Here is an 18,562-nt window from a genome sequence, read left to right as displayed (position 1 = left end):
CCTAACCGTAGATGGTTTCCTCGTCATCGGATTCCTTGGAGATCCGGCGGCCCAGGTACAGCCCTTCAAGGGCCAGTTCGACGGCGGCGGCGAGTTGTCCGTCATTGGCCGCACCCAGGCGCCGCCCGATTTCGTCGTAGAGGCCCGAGCCGTTCAGCGACGGAAGGTTGCCCAGGAACTCCTGCGCCGTGACCTGTTCACCCGTGGTGACGGTCCGGTGCCCATCCAGGGCGGCCACGAGCGGCCCCATGTCCAAACCCTGGAAGTGCGCCCGGACAGCTTCCGCAGTGGCGGTGCGCAGGAGGTGGTCCAGGACACCCTGTTCCCGCCCTTCCTCGCCGGATTCGAACTCGATCTTGCCCGTCAGCACCTCCACGGCGGGCTCCAGGTCGATGATGCGTGCCACCGCCTGCTCCTCCCCCCGCAGGCTGGCCCGCCGCAGTGCCGCCGCGGCCACCGTCTCCGCCCCGGCAATGGCGAAGCGGGCCGAAACGCCGGAAGTCTGGTTGATGGCAGGCGACTCGCGGAGCGCCCGGGTATACCGGGCCAGGATCTCCAGGATGAACGGCGGGACGTCCGCAACGAGCCGGCCCTCCTGCCGGATCACCGCTACTTCGTCTTCCAGTTCGATGGGGTAGTGGGTCCGGATCTCCGCACCGAAGCGGTCCTTCAGGGGTGTGATGATGCGCCCGCGGTTGGTGTAGTCCTCCGGGTTTGCTGATGCCACCACCAGCACGTCGAGCGGGAGCCGCAGGACGTAGCCGCGGATCTGGATGTCCCGTTCCTCCATGACGTTGAGCATGGCCACCTGGATGCGTTCAGCCAGGTCCGGGAGCTCGTTGATGGCGATGATGCCGCGGTTGGAGCGTGGGATCAGCCCGTAGTGGATGGTTTCCGGGTCCCCCAGGCGGCGGCCCTCGGCCACCCGCATCGGATCCACGTCACCGATCAGGTCAGCGACCGACGTGTCCGGTGTGGCGAGCTTCTCCACGTAGCGCTCCGAACGGTGCCGCCAGGCCACCCGCAGCCGGTCCCCCTCCGTCAGTGCCCGGGCACGGGACTGTTCGGTGATCGGTTCAAAGGGATGCTCGTTCAGCTCCGAATCCTCGATCACCGGCGACCACTCGTCCAGCAGTCCGGCCAGGGTGCGGAGCAGGCGGGTCTTGCCCTGCCCGCGCTCACCCAGCAGGACAACGTCATGGCCGGCGAGCAGGGCGCGCTCGAGCTGCGGAATCACCGTCCGGCTGAAGCCGTACAGGCCCGGCCAGGGGTCACGTCCCGCAGCCAGGGCGGCGAGGAGGTTGTCGCGGATTTCGTGCCGCAGGTCCTTGTGGACGTATCCTGCCGCGCGCAGTTCACCAACGGTGTAGATATCGGGGCGATCAGTCACTCCTCTACGGTAATCCCCGCCCTGCGGCTAATCGATAGATTCCTCCAGATTCCTGCGCCCGCGGGTACCGCTTGCCGCTCCCCGCGCGGCTACGCTTAGACCCAATGACACAGAACACATTGATCCTCCTGGTGCGGCACGGCGAGACGCCCACCACTGGCACCGTCCTGCCGGGGCGGGCCCCTGGCCTGCATCTTTCCGAGCGCGGCCGCACGCAGGCTGAAGCTGTTGCCGAACGCCTTGCGGGCCTGCCCGTCGACGGGCTGTATTCGTCACCCCTGGAGCGGGCACGGGAGACAGCGGAGCCTACGGCCGCCCGCACCGGCCGGACGGTCAAGGAAGAAGCCGGGCTTTTGGAATGCGATTTCGGTGACTGGACCGGTGCCGCGCTCGCCGGGCTTGCGGGCCTGCCGGAGTGGCAGACTGTCCAGCACAACCCGTCGGCGTTCCGCTTCCCCAATGGCGAGGGCTTTTCCGGAATGCAGGCGCGGATGGTTGGGACGCTGGAGGATCTTCGGGCGGCCCACCGTGGTGGCGTCGTGGTCTGTTTCTCCCATGCCGATCCCATTAAGGCGGCCGTGGCCCACGCGCTGGGCACCCACCTGGACCTGTTCCAGCGGATCATGATCAGCCCGGCGTCGGTCTCGGTGATCTCCTATGCCGACGGCCAGGCGCCGGCGGTGCTCACGGTGAATTCGATGTCGGAGCCCCTGAGCGGGCTGAGGTCGCCGTGATGCCATCCGGACCGGCAGGGAACGACTCGCCGCGGGACGCGGCGGCACGGGGCATGCGGTGTCCGGGCGGGAGCTGACCCTCCTCACCGAGGGCCGCGTGGAGTTGCTGGGCCGCATCATGAGCGGCAGCAATGCCACGTTCCTCGCGGAGCTTTCCTGCGGTGACGATTCCGCCTGGGCCGTCTACAAGCCGGAGGCAGGAGAGCGGCCGCTGGCGGATTTCGACGCCGGCCTGTACCGCCGGGAGCGCGCCGCGTACCTGCTGAGCGAAGCGCTGGGCTGGGGAATGGTGCCGGCCACGGTGGTCCGCACGGATGCCCCGCTTGGCGTGGGGTCGCTGCAATGGTTCATTGAGGGCGACCACGAGGAGCACTACTTCACCCTGTATGCGGACTCCCCGGAAACGCACGACGAGCTGGCCCGGATGGCCCTGTTCGACTACGTGGCTAACAACACGGACCGCAAAAGCGGGCATGTCCTGCGCGGAGCGGACGGCCGCATCTGGGGCATTGACCACGGCCTGTGCTTTTCCGCTGCCTTCAAATTGCGCACGGTGATCTGGGACTTCGCCGGCGACCCGATTCCGGACAACCTGCTGGCGGACATCAGTCCTCTGGCGGACACTGTTCCGGCTGACGTGGCAGCGCTGCTCCATCCCGGCGAGGTGGTTGCCCTTCAACGCCGGGTCCAGCGAATGCTGCAGGAGATGGTGCTGCCCGTTGACCACACCGGCAGGCGCTACCCCTGGCCGCTGGTCTAGGCAGCGAAGTCCAGGCGTCCCAGATGTGGGCGTCCCAGGCGTGGATGGCGGGAGTTCAGGGGTCCCAGGTTCAGGCGGCGGGCCTGTGCGCGTCCTGGCGCGCTTCCAGTGCGGCTGCGGCCGCCGGTGCAGCCTGCTCAAGGTGCGCCCCGATGTGGTCCAGCAGGTAATGCTGCCCCAGCACTGTGGGGTGGTCGCCGTCCGGGCCAATCAGGTCATCAAAGTCATCGCTGATCCAGCCCTCGGCGATCGGGTCCACGTACTCACCGCCCGCCCGCGCAGTGGCAGTCTTGAGTTGGTCGCTGATATCCAGGAGCCCGGGGTCAGGGTCCGTTGTGTACGACGGCGGCCCCACCACGATGATCCTGGCGTCCGGGGCAAGGGCTTCTGCCCTGTCCATGGCGGCCAGGGCCGCGTCGCCGACGTCGGCAGAGGCGTAGCCGAGGTCGTTCTCCGAACCGAAAAAGACCACGATCCCGGTGTCCGGGGTGACGTAATCATCCACCTGGGTGCCGAAGGTTCCGTTGTAGTCGCCCAGGCTGAGGTAACCGCTTCCGTCCTCGGCTGCGTTGACCACCTCAAGGCCCGCCACCTCCGGGTCCGTGCGCATCAACGCCGGCCACGCCTGCTGCGGCGACGTGCCGTGACCGGTGCTCAGAGAGTCCCCCACCACCACAACGCGGACCGGGGGCGCCGCCGTGGCCGGGGGCTGGGTCCGGGCTGCACTTCCCGACGTCACGGCCAGGAGGAGGGCAGCGACACCGGCAGTCACCAGCCGGCCGGGATGCCCGTGCAGCAGCGCACTGTCCTGCATGGCACCTCCTCCCGCCTGGAATTTCCGGGTGGCCGGGGAACTGACCGCCGGCCGTTTATCTACTTGTCCGTGTCCCATCGTAGGCAATTGTGGGAATACTTTAGGGCCAAGGTGACCAGGATCAACAGGATGCACAGCGACTGCACAGGAACCTTTAGGGCATTAGGTACCCTGCTTGCCGCCGTGCGGGGTCGATGCCGGCCGGTGTCTACCGGGCTGCACTGAAGCCGGCGGGGCTACGCTGTATCCGTGCAGCGGCAGGCAACCGGGTGGAACCCCGCAACCAGTGTTTCCGAGCAGGCGCCCGGCGTCTACTTCGCCGAAGGGCCGGCCTCCAACTGGATCGTGGTGCAGGACCCTTCCGGGTTCATCCTCATTGACAGCGGCTACCCCGGTGACCGCAGCAACGTCCTTGCGTCGATCCGCCACCTGGGCCTGGAACCGGGCGACGCCCTTGCACTGCTGATCACGCATGGACACGTGGACCACACGGGCTCCGCCGCCTTCTTTTCGGAGTCATTCGGAACCCCGGTCCTGTGCGCCCCCGGGGAACTGGCCCACGTTCAGGGAAAGGAGAAGCACCAGGTCACCTTTGGCCAGGTCATCCGCCGCGCCTGGAGGCCGCGCATCTTCCGCTGGATGGTGCACGTCATCAGGGCGGGCGCCCTGGGTGCCAAGCCAGTGCCGGCGGCCGAAGCGTGGGACGCTGCCAGGCTCCGGGCCCTGCCTGGGCGGCCCGTTGCCGTACCCATGCCCGGCCATACGCCAGGCAATGCAGCCATCCACCTGCCCGGGGCTGGTGCCATCGCCGTGGGCGACTGCTTTGTCAGCGGCCACCCGATCAGCCGGATTTCCGGACCGCAGATGCTGCACCCGATGTACCACGAAAATCCGGCCGCCGCGCTGGCCGCCCTGCAGAACCTGGCCGGCATGGAATCCGCGGCTGTCCTTCCCGGCCACGGCCCCGCCCTGGGCGCCCCGCTGGCGGAAGCGCTGGCAGTTCTCAGGTCCCGGACGCCTGGAGCGTCCCCTGCCGTGGGTGGAACTTTCCGTACCGCGCCTAGAACTTCCCGTACCGCGCCCGGGCCATCGAGTACACGCCGTAGCAAATGAGGCCCGCGGCGATGGCGGCGAGGAGGAACCCGCCGTAGGGCTGTGCGCCGAGGGTCTTCAAGCCGCCGTCGAGGCCGGAGGATTTGGACGGATCGGCGGTTACTGCCGCCACGATGACCAGGACACCCACGACGGCGAGCACCACACCCTTGGCTGCGTAACCGATGATGCCCAGCCATTCCACGGCGGTCCGTGCGTTGCCAGGGTCCTGCAGGTCCTTCATGAACTTCCTGGAAACGCCCCGGTAGGCGTAAAGGACGCCGCCTGCAATGATCGCCAGCCCCAGCACCACCAGAAGCACCACCCCGGCGGGCGCTCCCATCAGCTTTGCGGTGAAATCGCTGGCCGACTGGCTGGAGTTCTTGCTGCCCCCGGCGGCAAAGACTCCGAAGGTAAAGGCAAGGAAAGCGAAAATCACAGCTTTCCCCGCAGCACCGGCAGCTTTCTTCAGTTTCTTCTTGGAATCCGGCTCGGTGCGCGCCCCAAAAGCAGCCTCGCTGAGCATCCAGAGGGCAAGCGCCGCACAGGCAACAGCGCCGGCCCAGAGCAGGATCCCGCCCCCCGGCTTGGATGCCAGGCTTCCCAGGGCCCCGGACTGATCAGCTTCTCCACCCTGGCCCCGGGTCAACTGCAGGGCGATGGCGCCAATCAGGATATGGAGCAGGCCAATGAAGACATATCCGGCACGGGCCAGCACGCGAACTGCCGGGCTGCGGCCCGCCGAGGCCGCCTCGGATACTGCCCTGTTAGCTCCCTGCGACGCGTTGCCCATGGCCGGCCCTTCCACATATGTAGTTGATGTCCTGTTCCGCCGCCGGCTTCGCATGCCTGCGCCGCGGAATGCTTCAGTGTAAATCCGTCCGCGCCGTCCCGACAGGTCCAGGAAAGTTCCGGCCACGCACTGTTGGCTACTACAGTCGAAGCGGTGCATGCCAAACAGAACTTTGATGAACTGACCGAGCTGAACATCTCCGAACCCACGGCCGACCACGCGGAAGACGGGTTCGTCCGCGTGCGCGGCGCCCGCGAAAACAACCTGCGGAACGTCAGTGTGGATGTGCCGCGGGATGCGATCGTGGCGTTCACCGGGGTTTCCGGTTCCGGCAAGTCGTCCCTGGCCTTCGGCACCATCTACGCGGAGGCGCAGCGGCGGTTCTTCGAATCAGTGGCGCCCTACGCCCGCCGCCTCATCCAGCAGGGCCACAACCCCAAGGTGGACCTGATCACCGGGCTGCCGCCCGCCGTCGCACTCCAACAGCGCCGGGGAACGGCGACCTCCAGGTCCACCGTGGGGACCGTCACCACGCTGTCCAATTCGCTGCGCATGCTGTTCTCCCGTGCCGGCAGCTACCCGGAGGGCGCAGCGCCGCTGGACTCGGATGCCTTCTCCCCCAACACCGCGGCGGGCGCCTGCCCGGAGTGCCACGGCCTGGGCACCGCCCACACCGTCAGTGAGGCATCCCTGGTTCCGGACACGTCCCTGAGCATCCGCGACGGGGCGATTGCCGCCTGGCCCGGGGCGTGGCAGGGCAAGAACCTGCGCGACATCCTGACCCACCTGGGCTACGACGTGGACATCCCGTGGCGGCAGTTGCCCCGGAAACAGCGGGACTGGATCCTCTTCACCGAAGAACAGCCGGTGGTGGAAGTAACGCCGCAGCGGGACCGGGTTGCCAAACCTTACAAGGGCCGGTTCTGGAGCGCCAGGAGCTACGTCATGCACACGCTGCTCGACTCCAAAAGCCCCGCCATGAGGGAAAAGGTGCTGCGCTTCATGGAAACCGGGCCCTGCCCGCGGTGCAGTGGAACCGGGCTCAGGCCCGAGGCCCTCGCGGTGACCTTCGCAGGGCAGACCATCGCCGGGCTCAACGCGGTGCCCATGACCGAACTCGCGGACATCATCCGCCCCACCACCAGGCTGGCCACGGCGGGAACCGCGTCCCGCAAGCAGTCCTCCGAGTCCAATGAGGTGGCTGTGGCCATCACCCGCGACCTGCTGCAGCGCATCAACGTACTGCTGGAACTGGGCCTGGGGTACCTGGCGCTCGGACGGGCCACGCCCACGCTCTCGCCGGGGGAAATGCAGCGCCTCCGGATCGCCACCCAGCTCAGGTCGGGATTGTTCGGCGTGATCTACGTGCTGGATGAGCCGTCGGCGGGTCTGCACCCGGCCGACGCCGAACCCCTCCTGGCCGTCCTGGACCAGCTCAAATCGTCGGGAAACTCCGTGTTCGTGGTGGAACACAATATGGACATGGTCCGCCGGGCTGACTGGGTTGTGGATGTTGGACCCAGGGCCGGCGAGGACGGCGGAGAGGTGCTGTACAGCGGGCCCGTGCAGGGCCTCGATGAGGTGCCGCAGTCGGTAACGCGTCCGTTCCTGTTCCCCGGCGCAACAGGTGCGAAAGAAACAGGGGCGGCAACTGAGGGCGCGGGCACGGATTCCCTGCGGGCACCCTCCGGCTGGCTGGAACTGCGGGGCGTCAGCCGCCACAACCTGCGGGACCTGGACGCCGCCTTTCCGCTCGGCGTCCTGACAGCGGTCACGGGCGTCTCGGGTTCCGGGAAATCCACGCTGGTCAGCCGGGTCCTCGCCGACGTTGCCGGAGCCGCACTCCACGGCACCGGTGAGGCCGGTACCGCCACACCCGCCGGGGAGCCGGACGACGACGTCGAGGAACAGGGCGGACCACTGACCGTGGGGCACGTCTCCGGGCTGGAACGGATCGACCGCCTGGTGAAAGTGGACCAGAAACCGATCGGACGCACGCCGCGGTCCAACCTGGCCACCTACACGGGGCTGTTCGACGCCGTCCGCAAGGAATTCGCCGCCACCGATGCCGCCAGGAGCCGCGGGTTCGGCCCCGGACGCTTTTCCTTCAATGTGGCCGGTGGACGGTGCGAGACCTGCCAGGGCGAAGGATTCGTGGCCGTGGAACTGCTGTTCCTTCCCGGCAGTTACGGCCCGTGCCCGGAGTGCGGCGGCACCCGATACAACCCTGCGACCCTGGAGGTCACCTACCAGGGCAGGAACATCGCGGAAGTACTGGGCATGACGGTCAATGCCGCGGCCGATTTCCTGGCCGGGGTTCCCGCGGCCGCACGGTCCTTGCAGACCCTCCAGGAAGTGGGCCTGGGCTACCTGCGGCTGGGCCAGCCCGCCACCGAACTTTCCGGCGGCGAGGCGCAGCGGATCAAGCTGGCCACCGAACTGCAGCGGGCCCGGCGCGGGCACACCCTTTACCTCCTGGATGAGCCCACGACGGGGCTGCACCCTGCCGACGTCCAGCTCCTGATGGCGCAGTTGAACCGCCTGGTGGACGCCGGGAACACCGTAATCGTGGTGGAACACGCCATGGACGTGGTGGCCGACGCCGACTGGGTCATGGACCTTGGACCCGCTGGTGGCGATGCCGGCGGCACGATCGTCGCCGCCGGTGACCCGGCCGCCGTCGCCCGTTCCCGCAGCAGCCGCACGGCCCCTTACCTCGCCGCGGCACTGCAGGCCGCGTCCGCCGGCAAGGACCGCTAGGGCGGCCCCTCTTGCCCCCGTGCGTGCGGGGGCGTAGGACAGAGGAATGCGTACCCGACGGGCGGTGCCCACCCACGATGTCCTTCGCGGCCGCGTGGCGGTGGTGACCGGCTCTTCGCGCGGGCTGGGGTTTGAAATGGCCCGGGTCCTGGGCCTGCACGGCGCAGAGGTGGTGCTGGCAGCCAGGGCGGACGACGGCGTTGCTGCCGCCGTCCGGCGCCTGCGTGCTGAAGGGATCGCGGCTTCCGGGAAGCGCTGCGACACCGCCGAACCGGGAGACGTTGAGGCGCTCCGGGACGAGGCCCTGGCCCGGGGGACCTTGGACATCTGGGTCAACAACGCCGGCACCTCCGGGGTTTTCGGGCCCACGGCGTCGACACCCATCGATGACTTCACGCGAGTGGTTCGCACCAACGTCCTTGGCACGTTCCATGGTGCCAGGATGGCGTTGCCTGTGTTCCTGGGTCAGGGCCATGGCGACCTGGTCAACCTGTACGGCCAGGGCGACCGCGGTCCGGTGGCCCTGCAGAACGCCTACGCATCGAGCAAACGGTGGGTCCGCCAGTTCACGGAGACCCTGCGGCTGGAAACCAAAGGCACCGGCGTCCGGGTGCACGGCATGAACCCAGGACTGGTGGAGACCCAACTCCTGGGGCGTGTGGCGTCGCAGGCAGGGTACGAGCAGCGCCTCACGGGCCTGCAGGTGGTGGTCGGGCTGTGGGGACAGGCCCCGCGTGAGGCGGCGCTACCGATCCTGGACCTGGTGACCTCAGATGCCGCGGAATTCCGGTTCCTGACCCGGCGGCGGATGGTCACGCACGGCCTGCGCAACGTGCTGGGCGGCCGCCTGCGCCGTGCAAACAGGATGCCGCTGGACATCACCGTCCTGGAGCCACCCGACCCGTCCTAGTCCGGACCCGGCATCCTCGGCGCCGGCCGAGCCGGGCTACAGGCTGCCCCGGCGGCGATGGAGAAAGCCTGAGACCCGGCTCCGGAACTCATGGGGATCCACCGCCGGTCCCTGTGGTGCGCGGCGGCCGGTTTCCGTCAGCAGGCGCAGGCCCTCGTCCACCGCTGCCTTCGATGCCCTCAGGGAGGCCGCTGAGGCTCCCTTCCACGGGTCGAGGACCGCAGCGAGCGCAGCATCCGCGTTGTCGTCCGGGGCCAGGGTGGTGACCAGCCCCATGTCCCACGCCTGGCGCGCGGTCAACATACGGCCCGCGTAAAGGAGGTCCTTGCTGCGGGAGGGGCCGACGCGCAATGCCATGCGGGTTGCGAAGGTTGCCGGCACCAGCAGTCCAAGGCGTGCCACGGGCATCCCGATGCGGGCTGAGGCGGTGAGCAGCTGGAGGTCGCAGGCGAGGGCCAACTGGCAGCCGGCACCGGCGGCCACCCCCTCAACGACAGCCACGGTGGGAACGGGCAGGTCCTCGAGCGCCTGCAGCGCTGCTTCGATGATGCCGAATGTCTGGTTGACCTCGCTGTCTGGCGCTCCCTCCCATTCGCGGACGTCAAAGCCGGAACAGAACACCCCTCCCCTGCCCCGCACAACGACGGCGCGGAGTGAAGGGACCGCTGCCAGACGGTGGACGGCGAGCCGCAGCTCCTGCCAGTCCTTCAGGCCGAGGGCATTGAGCCGTTCCCCGCTGCCAATAGAAAGCGTCGCAACAGACCCTGATTCGTCATCCATCCGGGGTATCACGCGTCCTGTCTCCCGTGGCCCGCGGTGTGAACGGGCCAGGCCATTGCGATGCCCGGATCCGAGGCAGGTGGTGGACGGGGCCCAGGCTCCCCCATTCGTCCCCGCCAAGCCTGGACAGCGGATCAAGCCGGGCCACCTCCGGGTGGTTGCCGCTGAGCACCTGGGATGAGACGGACGCGTGCACCACCAGCCCGAACACCAGGACGCAGTCGCCCATCCGCAAGGTCTGGTGAAGCGAGCATTCCAGAACAGCCGGAGACTCCTTAACCCTGGGCGGCCGGACCGCAGCACTGGGCTCACGGGCCAGGCCGGCGGCGTCGAATTCGCTCACATCTGCGCTGAAGTTGGTCCCGGTGGCGTTGACCTCCTGGATCAGCGCTGCCGGGGCGAGGTTCACTACGAACTCCCCGGTTGCCTCGATATTCCGCAGCGAATCCTTTTCGCCCACGGAGGTGAACTGGATGATCGGGGGGTCCACCGAGGCGACCGTGAAGAACGAATGGGGCGCCAGGTTGTCCACCCCCGCCGGGGAGGTGCTCGAAACCCAGGCGATGGGCCGCGGAACCACCACGGACGTGAGGAATTTGTAGAAGTCCCGCGGACCCAGTTGTTCAGGATCGAAGTCTGTCCGCATCCGGTCCTACGGGCTTCCTGGCGTGGCGGCGGCAGCGGCATCCTTGGCCAGGGCTCCCTTGGCCCTCGGCAGGAAGACCAGGGCGGCCATGGCGATCACGCAGCAGAGGATGATGTACAGCGAGATCGACGTCGAGTTCCCATAGGTCGCCAGCAGGGCGGCGGCAATGAGGGGCGCGGGACCACCGGCGACGACGCTGGCCAGTTGGTACCCCAGACCGGCGCCCGTGTAGCGGATGTCGGTGTCAAAACTTTCGGCGATCAAGGCGGCCTGCGGCCCGTACTGGATGTCGTGCAGGATCAGGCTGACCACGACGGCAACACCAACCCACAGGGCGTCCCTGGTGTTGAGCAGCCCAAAATAGGGGAAAGCGAACAGCGCCGTCAGCACGATGCCGGTTCCATACACGCGGCGCCGGCCGAAACGGTCTGAAAGGCGCCCGAACAGGGGAACACTGATCAGCCCGAGTGCGGCCGCGATCAGTGTGTCATCAAGGATTGAGTTGCTGTCCAGCTTCAGCTGCTTGGTGGCGTAGGTAATTACGAAGGTAATGAACAGGTAGAACGGAGCCTGCTCCGATGTACGCACCAGGGCGGAAAGGAGGATTTCCTTGGGCTGGCGCCGGATCACCTCGATGATCGGGGCCCGCACCACCTTGTTCGACTTCCGGACCGCGTCGAACTCCGGGCTCTCGATGACGCGGAGCCGGACGAACAGGCCCACGCCGATCAGGATGATGCTCAAAATGAACGGGATCCGCCAGCCGTAGGCAACGAATCCGTCAGTGCCGGTGGCGGCTGTGGTGATCCTGACGACGCCGGTGGACAGCACCAGGCCCAGTGGCACTCCGATCTGCGGCCAGGAAGCGGACAGGCCGCGGCGGTTCGGGTCGCCCCATTCCATGCTCAGGAGGACCGAACCGCCCCATTCACCGCCCACGCCGATGCCCTGGATGATGCGGAGGACCACCAGCAGTACCGGCGCGGCCACGCCGATGCTTTGGTATGTCGGAAGACAGCCGATCAGTACCGTTCCGAACGCCATCAGGAACAGCGTGGCCATGAGTGTTGTCTTGCGGCCGATCCGGTCACCGAAATGGCCGAAAATGGCGGCGCCGATTGGCCTGGCCACAAAGCCGACGAACTGGGTGCCGAATGCGGCCAGCACACCGGCAAAGGCCACCTGGCCCGGGAAGAACAGCTGGGGAAACACCAGTGCGGCGGCAGTCCCGTAGAGGAAGAAGTCATACCACTCGATGGTGGTGCCCACCACGCTTGCCACGGTGGCGCGCCTGACGGCCTGCTCCCGGGTCACTCCTTGAATACTCATCATCACTCCATTGGTCAGATGTAGTAGAACGCCCGGTTTGAACGGCAAAACAAGGATAAGGAATAGTGAAACCAGGCGCTGGACCCGCATTGCGGTTCGTCTTCCCATCGTGCGAGCAGTAGTTGCCCATGTCAACGGCTTCCCGGCCGCGGGCGGCGGCGGATGCCAGGTGCCGCCGTCGTACGCCTTATTCCGTTGCCGCAGGCAAATATCGGCACGGCTCTGGACTCTTGGGCGGGGCCCAATCAGACTGTCTACAACAGCCGGCCAGGTGCACCGGAATTGACGGCACTTTCATTGGTCGGGTAATTGGACGGCTGCATTTATTGGGGTTTTTACCGTGATGCCGTTTGCGGCGTCGAAAGGACCTGGCCATGCCGGACTTTGCACCGTTCTTTCCACTTATCGCCATTATTCTCGGAGTGCTGTTTGCCGTTGGTTTCATTTGGGTTGCCACGAAGCTGATGTGGAAGGTGGCTGAGCCAAACGAGGCCCTGATCATTTCCGGGCTGACCCGGGGAACCCTGGAAACCCGGGAAGGAATGGATTTCAAAATCGTCACGGGCAAGGGTGCCCTGGTCCTTCCCGGCCTCCAGACCGTGCGGCCCCTGTCACTGACCCTGAATGAAACCGAGCTCAAGGTTTCATGCGTCACCTCACAGGGAATCCAGGTCGTTGTGGAGGGCGTCGTCATTTACAAGATTGGGGACGCGCCGCCTTTTATCGCCAATGCCGCCCGCCGCTTCCTGGGCCAGCAACCAAAGATGGAAAGCCAGGTATACAACGTCTTCGAGGGCCACCTGCGTTCCATTATTGGCAGCATGACGATGGAGGAGATCATCCGCGAGCGGGACAAGCTCGCGTCGCAGGTCCGCGGCGCCAGCGGCGTGGAGATGGAGAAGCTGGGCCTTGTGGTGGACTCGCTGCAGATCAAGGACCTGCAGGACCCCACCGGCTACATCCAGAACATCGCAAAGCCCCATATCGCCCAAGTAAAGATGGAGGCCCGGATCGCGGAGGCCACCCGTAACCGGGAGGCGGCGGAAAAGGAGGCGGAGGCGGCGGCCCTGATCGCGGATGCGCAGAGCGTCTCGGCCATCCGGCAGTCAGTGGCGCAGGCCAACGCCGAACGCGCCCGCGCCAATGCCGCCCAGGCCGGCCCGCTGGCCGAGGCCACGGCGCGGCAGCAGGTGGTGGTGCAGGAAACCGAAGTCGCCAAGCTTGAGGCGGACCGGGAAGAGCAGAAGCTGCAGACCAGCATCCGGAAACCCGCGGACGCGAAAGCCTACGCCAAACGCACCGATGCGGAGGGCCAGAAATCGGCAGACATCAGCGCCGCTGAGGCACTGGCACGCCGGACGGAGCTTGAGGCCCAGGCGAATGCCCGCCGGACGGAGCTCCAGGCCCAGGCCAACGCCACCGCCGCGGCTGCCGCGGCGGGAGCCACCAAGGTCACGGGCGAGGCCGAAGCCGCGGCGACCAGGGCAAAAGGTGACGCCGCGGCGTCTGCAATCAAGGCCAAGGCGCTGGCCGAGGCGGACGGCATCAAGGCCCGCGCCGAAGCACTCGGTACCAACCAGGACGCGGTTATCTCCCAGCAGCTCGCCGAGAACATGCCGGCCATCATCGCCGCAGCGGCCGAGCCGTTCTCCCATGTTGGCCACATGACCGTGCTGAACGGCGGCGAGGGCGTCAACAAGATGCTGGGCGGAATCCTGGCACAGGCAGGCGACTACCTGCCGGCGCTCGCATCGGCGCTCCGGAAGGGTGAAGACGCCAAGCGCCAGCCCAAGGCGCCGGGCGCGTAGGAACTCCAGCCACGTCATGATCCGCAGGAACATTGACCGGAGCCTGACCGGGAAGATCGGCCGGGTAACCGGGCGTATCGGCCCGGGCACCATCGGCGAAGTCATGCTGCCCTACCTTGGCGGCACCATGGCCTTCCACGCGCATCCATTCGACAAGAAAAGCGATTATCCGGTGGGCGCGGAAGTGCTGGTGATCTATTTCGACCCGCCGCAAACGGTGTACGTGGAGGAGCTGCCGGACGTGTTGAAGCACGATCAGTGAGGCCCGGCGGCGTCCCCTCCCGGGGTGGGGCTACCTTCCGCCCTCCATTTTGCGGCTGCGCTGCTCCTCGGCCATGGGTCCGTAGGGATACACCCCTGCCTCTGGCCGGCTGGCCTCGGTGAGCCGGTGGACTTCGTCCGCACTGAGGCTCAGGTCGGCGGCCGCCAGGTTGTCCGCAAGTTGCTCTGTGGACCGGGCACCCAGGATCACGGACGTTACGGCAGGCCGGTCTACCAGCCAGGCCAGGGCGACCTGGGAGGGGCTCACGCCGTGGTCGGCCGCGATGCCTTCCACGGCTTCGATGACCGTCCAGGTGCGAGGATTGTCGTTGCGTGCCTTCCAGGCTTCCATGCCGCGTTCGGGGTTCTCCCCCAAACGGGTTGCTCCGGAGGGACTCTGGTCACGCCTGTACTTGCCCGACAACCATCCGCCGCCCAGGGGCGACCACGGCAACAGGCCGATTCCCGCGTCAAGGGCGGCCGGCACGATCTCGAACTCGATGTCCCTGACCAGGAGGCTGTATTGCGGCTGCAGGCTGACCGGCGGGTTCCACCCCTGGCTGCGGGCAACATGGACAGCCTTGGTGAGCTGCCAGCCCAGGAAGTTCGAGAAGCCGTAGTAGGCGATCTTGCCGCGGGTCACGGCATCTTCCAGGAACCGGAGGGTTTCCTCCACGGGGGTTATGGGGTCCCACGCGTGCATCTGGTAGAGGTCGATCTGCTCCACGCCCAGGCGGCGGAGCGAATCATCCAGGGTGCGGGTCAGGTGCCGCCGGGATGTTCCGACGTCGTTCGGTGCCGTCCCCATGGGAAAACGCCCCTTGGTGGCAATCACCGCAGTGTCCCGCAGGCCGGGACGCCGGGCCCTCCAGCGGCCGATGATTTCCTCGGACACTCCCGAGCTGTAGACGTCGGCGGTGTCGATGAAATTGCCGCCCGCTTCGAAGTAGCTATCCAGGATGTCGTGGGATGTTTCTTCGGTCGCTTCCGCGCCGAAGGTCATGGTGCCCAGCGCGAAGCTGGTGACGACGGTGCCGCTGTGGCCCAGTGTCCGGTGCTGCATGGTGTGTCCTCGCGTTCAGTTGCGGTCGGTGGGATGGTTGCGTGCGGCCGCGTCCGTGGTGGTGGTGCGGATCCGGTACAGGCTGGTGGTCGCGGTCAGGTAGAGGTCCTGCCCGTCGGGACCGCCAAAGCACAGGTTGGAGACGGTCTCCGGCACGGGGATGGTGCCCAGGAGTTTGAAGGACGGTGAGTAAATCCGCACGGAGGGGCCGGCCGAGGTCCAGATCCTTCCCTCGACGTCCACCCGCAACCCGTCGGCCGCGTGGCCGTCCTCCAACTCGAGCGTGCCGGTCCTGGCGCTGCAGTGGCCGTCGCGCACAGCGTAGGTGGCGATCCGCAGCGGGACGCCGTAGGCGCTGCCGGCCGTGTCCGCAACGTAGAGGATGGATTCGTCAGGCGAGAAGGCCAGTCCGTTGGGATGCACGAGGTCGGTCACCACAGGGGTCAACGTTCCGGAGGCGGGGTCGAAGCGGAACACATGGCAGCCCCCGTATTCCTGCTCGCCCTCATGCCCTTCCTTTGTTCCCGGAAGGATCCCGTAGGGCGGGTCCGTGAACCAGATGCCGGCATCGCGGGCAATCACCACGTCGTTGGGTGAATTCAGCCGGTGGCCCTGGAAGGAGTCGACCAGGCCGGTGACGGTCCCGTCGCGGTCGCGCTCCACCCGGCGCCGGCCGTGGCTGCACTGCACAACGCTGCCGTCGGCGTCGAGGGTACGACCATTGGTGAACTCCACGCCGGTCGCGTATTCCTGCGTCATCCCGGTGTCCGGGTGGAACTCGAGAATGCGGTCGTTGGGGATATCGCTCCACCGCACCGTCTGCGACGACGGCACCCACAATGGACCCTGCGCCCACACCGTGCCGGTGTACAGGCGCTCCAGCACGCCCGTCGTCAGTCCGTCACCCATGAGAAAGCCCCTTCGCCGTCCAGGTTGTTTGCCATGCCCGCCTACGCCAGGTGCACGGCGTTCCATTCGAGCAGCTTAGGGTCCGCGAGACCCTCCGTCACGAAGGGATCACCGGCAATGAAACGTTCGGCTTCCCCGTACGACGTGAAGATGCCCAGCGAGCTCAGGCCGGGCTCCGGGGACTGCAAGGGGCCAAGGGCGAGCAGTCCTCCCCCGGCGGCCCGGAAAGCCTCGTAGTACGCCTTGTGGCGGGGGTAGACGTCCATGACCGTGGATCTGTCCACGCCCTCACGCAAGCTGTAGATCACGACACATTCCATGGGCCCGAACTTACCCTAGCCCTGGCTTTGGGTCTGCGGGACGCGCAGGCTGCCGTACCTCTCCATCCGGTGCCAGCGAAGGTGGACTCCGGCAACTGCCGTGACAACGGCCTGGATGACCACCAGGTACATGAGCTGCCGGTAGACGAACTGCTGCAGCGGGAGTGTCCAGAGCGGTCCCAGCCGTTCCTTGTCGAGCCGGAACGCGTAGGCGGCCATGAGCAACTGGACCGCCAGGAAGAGCAGCCACAGAGCCCCGATCCGCAGCGGGTCCAGGAAGATCAGGCCGTAGAGGGCAAAGACGTCGACGATGGGCGCGAAGAGGGGAAGCAGCACCTGCAGTACCAGCAGGTAGCCCAGTCCACGCCGGCCAAGCTTGCCGGCCGCACCTCCCTGAACCACGGCACCCCGGTGCTTCCACATTGCCTGGAGGGTGCCGTAGCACCAGCGGTACCGCTGTCGCCACAGGGCGCCAAGGGTGGCGGGTGCCTCCGTCCAGGCCCGTGCGTCCTCCTGGTACACCACCCGCCAGCCGTCCCGGCACAGTGCCATGGTCAGGTCGGTGTCCTCGGCGAGTGTGTCGTCGCTGACGCCCCCGACATTGCGGAGGGCCTCAATCCGGAAGGCACCAATGGCCCCGGGGACGGTGGGCATGCATTCGGCGACGTCGAACAGCCTGCGGTCAAGGTTGAACCCTACGACGTACTCGATGTGCTGCCATGCGCCGAGGATGCCGCCCCGGTTGGCCACCTTGGTGTTGCCGGAAATCGCTCCCACCCGGGGATCGGTAAACGGCTGGATGAGGGCACGTACCGTATCAGGCTCGAAGACCGTGTCGCCGTCCACCATGACCACAAGGTCGTGGCTGGCGGCCTGGATCCCTGCGTTCAGCGCGGACGGTTTGCCGCCGTTCTCCTTGCGGATGACGGTGACGCCAGGCAGGTCGAGGGCCTCCACGATGTCCGCCGTCCCGTCGGTGGACCCGTCGTCCACAACGATGACCTCGACCGGGTGCGTGGAGGCAAGGATCGACAGGACAGCGGCTTCAATTCCCGCGGATTCGTTATAGGCCGGGACAATCACGGTCGCCGCTTCAGTCACCACGGGCCCCACCATCACGTCGACGCGGCGCCGGCCACGTCCCGAACCGGGGAGGCGGCGTGCAGCACGGCTGTGGCGTGCTGCGAAGAACATCACCAGGACGGCACGGAGGAAAGTCACGACGCCGGCGGCGACGAGCCCCAAGGAGATCGCCCAGACGACGAAATCGCTGAGGCGGATCCCCCAGACCAGGGCAGAGCCGCGCAGCTGTTCAACGCTGGAAGCGGGGCGCATGCTGTCCACGCCCACGGCTTCCCCGACCGTTGTGACCTTGTACCCCTGTGCGGAGAAGCGCGACAGGGCGGAGTCCAGCGCGGCGACGGTCTGTTCCCTGTCTCCGCCGCCGTCGTGCATCAGGACCACCTGCCCCTGCGGCCCCGACGGGGTCAGGTTGGCTTCGATGGCTTTGGTGCCCGGGGTCTGCCAGTCCTCGCTGTCCAGGCTGCTGAGCACGGTGAGGTAGCCCTCGTCCGCCATTCCATGGAGCGCGGACCACATGCCGTTCGTAATGGCGCTGTTGCCGGCGGTGTAAGGCGGGCGCAGCAGGGAAGCCGCTTGGCCCGTCACTCCGACAATCGCATCCTGTCCGCCCTGCACCTCCAGTTCGCGGCGCCAGTCCGGGGCTGTGCCAAGGTCGGTGTGGGTCAGCGTGTGGACACCCACTTCGTGGCCTTCCGCCACCATGCGGCGCACCAGGTCCGGGTGGTCCACCGCCGCGGAACCAACGACGAAGAAGGTGGCATGGACGTGGTGTTCCCGGAGTACGTCCAGGATGCGGGGCGTCCAAACCGGGTCCGGGCCGTCGTCGAAGGTCAGGGCGATGGTCCGGTCCGGCGGGCTGACGGTTGTCACGGAGCCGCCGCGCGAATCCACCACGGGGCCGCCGTGCGAGAGCGTTGTGGGGACGGCGCCTGCGGCTGTGTCCGCCGGCAAAGAGTCCCCGGGCGCTCCGCCCAGATGATGGATGTATCCCTGCACGGCCAGGGCGAGCCCCAGGGCCATCAGGGTGGCGAGAAGGACAAACCAATGCGCCCTGACAGTAGCGGGGACGTTGCTTGCGGCGGGTCGGGAACCTTTATTCCGGCGGGTCAT

The 18,562-nt window shown here is 67.1% G+C and carries 17 protein-coding genes; 7 read left to right on the top strand and 10 right to left on the bottom strand.

Annotated features, from left to right (window positions below):
• Nucleotide 1 precedes the first annotated feature (1 nt).
• Entirely contained in the window at nucleotides 2-1,390 is a 1,389-nt protein-coding gene (locus VIK36_RS10655; protein ID WP_255175492.1) for a sigma 54-interacting transcriptional regulator, read from the bottom strand.
• 104 nt (nucleotides 1,391-1,494) lie between these two features.
• Between VIK36_RS10655 and VIK36_RS10650 the strand changes: the two genes are divergently transcribed.
• Together VIK36_RS10650 and VIK36_RS10645 are read left to right on the top strand one after the other, a co-directional pair.
• A complete protein-coding gene (locus VIK36_RS10650) occupies nucleotides 1,495-2,124 on the top strand; it encodes an MSMEG_4193 family putative phosphomutase (RefSeq protein WP_255175491.1) in 630 nt (209 codons plus the stop codon).
• 58 nt (nucleotides 2,125-2,182) lie between these two features.
• Nucleotides 2,183-2,884: an SCO1664 family protein gene (locus tag VIK36_RS10645; protein WP_324645165.1), complete on the top strand. Its 702-nt coding sequence runs from the start codon at nucleotides 2,183-2,185 to the stop codon at nucleotides 2,882-2,884.
• A 70-nt stretch (nucleotides 2,885-2,954) separates the two neighbouring features.
• Here the strand turns inward: VIK36_RS10645 and VIK36_RS10640 are convergent, their stop codons facing one another.
• Nucleotides 2,955-3,698: an SGNH/GDSL hydrolase family protein gene (locus VIK36_RS10640; RefSeq protein ID WP_324645163.1), complete on the bottom strand. Its 744-nt coding sequence runs from the start codon at nucleotides 3,696-3,698 to the stop codon at nucleotides 2,955-2,957.
• Nucleotides 3,699-3,947: 249 nt separating this feature from the next.
• On the opposite strand from VIK36_RS10640, the gene VIK36_RS10635 reads away from it, so the two are divergent.
• On the top strand, nucleotides 3,948-4,811 hold the full coding sequence (locus tag VIK36_RS10635) for an MBL fold metallo-hydrolase (RefSeq protein WP_324645161.1): 864 nt from the start codon (nucleotides 3,948-3,950) through the stop codon (nucleotides 4,809-4,811).
• Here VIK36_RS10635 and VIK36_RS10630 read toward each other — a convergent pair.
• Nucleotides 4,759-5,583, bottom strand: a complete 825-nt coding sequence (locus VIK36_RS10630; RefSeq protein ID WP_255175487.1) for a DUF1206 domain-containing protein — start codon at nucleotides 5,581-5,583, stop codon at nucleotides 4,759-4,761. The two genes, VIK36_RS10635 and VIK36_RS10630, sit on opposite strands and share 53 nt — an antisense overlap.
• A gap of 180 nt (nucleotides 5,584-5,763) precedes the next feature.
• Here VIK36_RS10630 and VIK36_RS10625 point away from each other — a divergent pair, with 180 nt between their 5' ends.
• Both VIK36_RS10625 and VIK36_RS10620 read left to right on the top strand, forming a co-directional pair.
• Complete coding sequence (locus VIK36_RS10625; protein ID WP_324645264.1) at nucleotides 5,764-8,343, top strand: excinuclease ABC subunit UvrA; 2,580 nt, start codon at nucleotides 5,764-5,766, stop codon at nucleotides 8,341-8,343.
• Between the two features lie 46 nt (nucleotides 8,344-8,389).
• Nucleotides 8,390-9,253, top strand: coding sequence for an SDR family NAD(P)-dependent oxidoreductase (locus VIK36_RS10620; RefSeq protein ID WP_303695330.1), 864 nt, complete (start codon nucleotides 8,390-8,392; stop codon nucleotides 9,251-9,253).
• A gap of 36 nt (nucleotides 9,254-9,289) precedes the next feature.
• Here VIK36_RS10620 and VIK36_RS10615 read toward each other — a convergent pair whose 3' ends face one another.
• Genes VIK36_RS10615 through VIK36_RS10605 form a run of 3 tightly spaced genes read right to left on the bottom strand, consistent with a single transcriptional unit; the run spans nucleotide 9,290 to nucleotide 12,008 of the window.
• Nucleotides 9,290-10,033, bottom strand: coding sequence for an enoyl-CoA hydratase/isomerase family protein (locus VIK36_RS10615; RefSeq protein ID WP_255175486.1), 744 nt, complete (start codon nucleotides 10,031-10,033; stop codon nucleotides 9,290-9,292).
• Nucleotides 10,026-10,679, bottom strand: coding sequence for a flavin reductase family protein (locus tag VIK36_RS10610; RefSeq protein WP_255175485.1), 654 nt, complete (start codon nucleotides 10,677-10,679; stop codon nucleotides 10,026-10,028). Before VIK36_RS10610 ends, VIK36_RS10615 begins: the two co-directional genes overlap by 8 nt.
• 6 nt (nucleotides 10,680-10,685) lie before the next feature.
• Entirely contained in the window at nucleotides 10,686-12,008 is a 1,323-nt protein-coding gene (locus VIK36_RS10605; protein ID WP_255175484.1) for an MFS transporter, read from the bottom strand.
• Between the two features lie 374 nt (nucleotides 12,009-12,382).
• On the opposite strand from VIK36_RS10605, the gene VIK36_RS10600 reads away from it, so the two are divergent.
• Nucleotides 12,383-13,816 (top strand): flotillin family protein, encoded by a 1,434-nt coding sequence (locus tag VIK36_RS10600; protein ID WP_255175483.1) that lies wholly within the window; start codon nucleotides 12,383-12,385, stop codon nucleotides 13,814-13,816.
• Nucleotides 13,817-13,832: 16 nt separating this feature from the next.
• Complete coding sequence (locus VIK36_RS10595; RefSeq protein ID WP_420716263.1) at nucleotides 13,833-14,078, top strand: hypothetical protein; 246 nt, start codon at nucleotides 13,833-13,835, stop codon at nucleotides 14,076-14,078.
• 30 nt (nucleotides 14,079-14,108) lie between these two features.
• On the opposite strand, the gene VIK36_RS10590 is transcribed toward VIK36_RS10595, so the two are convergent.
• The 4 genes from VIK36_RS10590 to VIK36_RS10575 are packed head-to-tail and all read right to left on the bottom strand — an operon-like array spanning nucleotide 14,109 to nucleotide 18,562.
• Nucleotides 14,109-15,140, bottom strand: coding sequence for an aldo/keto reductase (locus VIK36_RS10590; protein WP_324645153.1), 1,032 nt, complete (start codon nucleotides 15,138-15,140; stop codon nucleotides 14,109-14,111).
• A 15-nt stretch (nucleotides 15,141-15,155) separates the two neighbouring features.
• The gene (locus VIK36_RS10585; protein WP_324645151.1) at nucleotides 15,156-16,049 is read right to left on the bottom strand and encodes an SMP-30/gluconolactonase/LRE family protein; all 894 of its coding nucleotides are present in this window, start codon (nucleotides 16,047-16,049) and stop codon (nucleotides 15,156-15,158) included.
• 41 nt (nucleotides 16,050-16,090) lie between these two features.
• Nucleotides 16,091-16,357: a hypothetical protein gene (locus VIK36_RS10580; protein ID WP_255175480.1), complete on the bottom strand. Its 267-nt coding sequence runs from the start codon at nucleotides 16,355-16,357 to the stop codon at nucleotides 16,091-16,093.
• A 27-nt stretch (nucleotides 16,358-16,384) separates the two neighbouring features.
• A complete protein-coding gene (locus tag VIK36_RS10575) occupies nucleotides 16,385-18,562 on the bottom strand; it encodes a bifunctional polysaccharide deacetylase/glycosyltransferase family 2 protein (protein WP_324645149.1) in 2,178 nt (725 codons plus the stop codon).

The sequence above is a fragment of the Pseudarthrobacter sp. LT1 genome, assembly GCF_035621795.1.
Lineage (GTDB): Bacteria > Actinomycetota > Actinomycetes > Actinomycetales > Micrococcaceae > Arthrobacter.
This window is presented reverse-complemented; position numbering and strand designations above follow the sequence as displayed.

Excerpts from the sequence above, each read along its gene's own strand:
- VIK36_RS10590 (WP_324645153.1), bottom strand. The coding sequence starts at position 15,140 with ATGCAGCACCGGACACTGGGCCACAGCGGCACCGTCGTCACCAGCTTC.
- VIK36_RS10650 (WP_255175491.1), top strand. The coding sequence starts at position 1,495 with ATGACACAGAACACATTGATCCTCCTGGTGCGGCACGGCGAGACGCCC.
- VIK36_RS10595 (WP_420716263.1), top strand. The coding sequence starts at position 13,833 with ATGATCCGCAGGAACATTGACCGGAGCCTGACCGGGAAGATCGGCCGG.
- VIK36_RS10575 (WP_324645149.1), bottom strand. The coding sequence starts at position 18,562 with ATGACCCGCCGGAATAAAGGTTCCCGACCCGCCGCAAGCAACGTCCCC.
- VIK36_RS10615 (WP_255175486.1), bottom strand. The coding sequence starts at position 10,033 with ATGGATGACGAATCAGGGTCTGTTGCGACGCTTTCTATTGGCAGCGGG.
- VIK36_RS10640 (WP_324645163.1), bottom strand. The coding sequence starts at position 3,698 with ATGCAGGACAGTGCGCTGCTGCACGGGCATCCCGGCCGGCTGGTGACT.
- VIK36_RS10605 (WP_255175484.1), bottom strand. The coding sequence starts at position 12,008 with ATGAGTATTCAAGGAGTGACCCGGGAGCAGGCCGTCAGGCGCGCCACC.
- VIK36_RS10630 (WP_255175487.1), bottom strand. The coding sequence starts at position 5,583 with ATGGGCAACGCGTCGCAGGGAGCTAACAGGGCAGTATCCGAGGCGGCC.
- VIK36_RS10585 (WP_324645151.1), bottom strand. The coding sequence starts at position 16,049 with ATGGGTGACGGACTGACGACGGGCGTGCTGGAGCGCCTGTACACCGGC.
- VIK36_RS10610 (WP_255175485.1), bottom strand. The coding sequence starts at position 10,679 with ATGCGGACAGACTTCGATCCTGAACAACTGGGTCCGCGGGACTTCTAC.
- VIK36_RS10600 (WP_255175483.1), top strand. The coding sequence starts at position 12,383 with ATGCCGGACTTTGCACCGTTCTTTCCACTTATCGCCATTATTCTCGGA.
- VIK36_RS10620 (WP_303695330.1), top strand. The coding sequence starts at position 8,390 with ATGCGTACCCGACGGGCGGTGCCCACCCACGATGTCCTTCGCGGCCGC.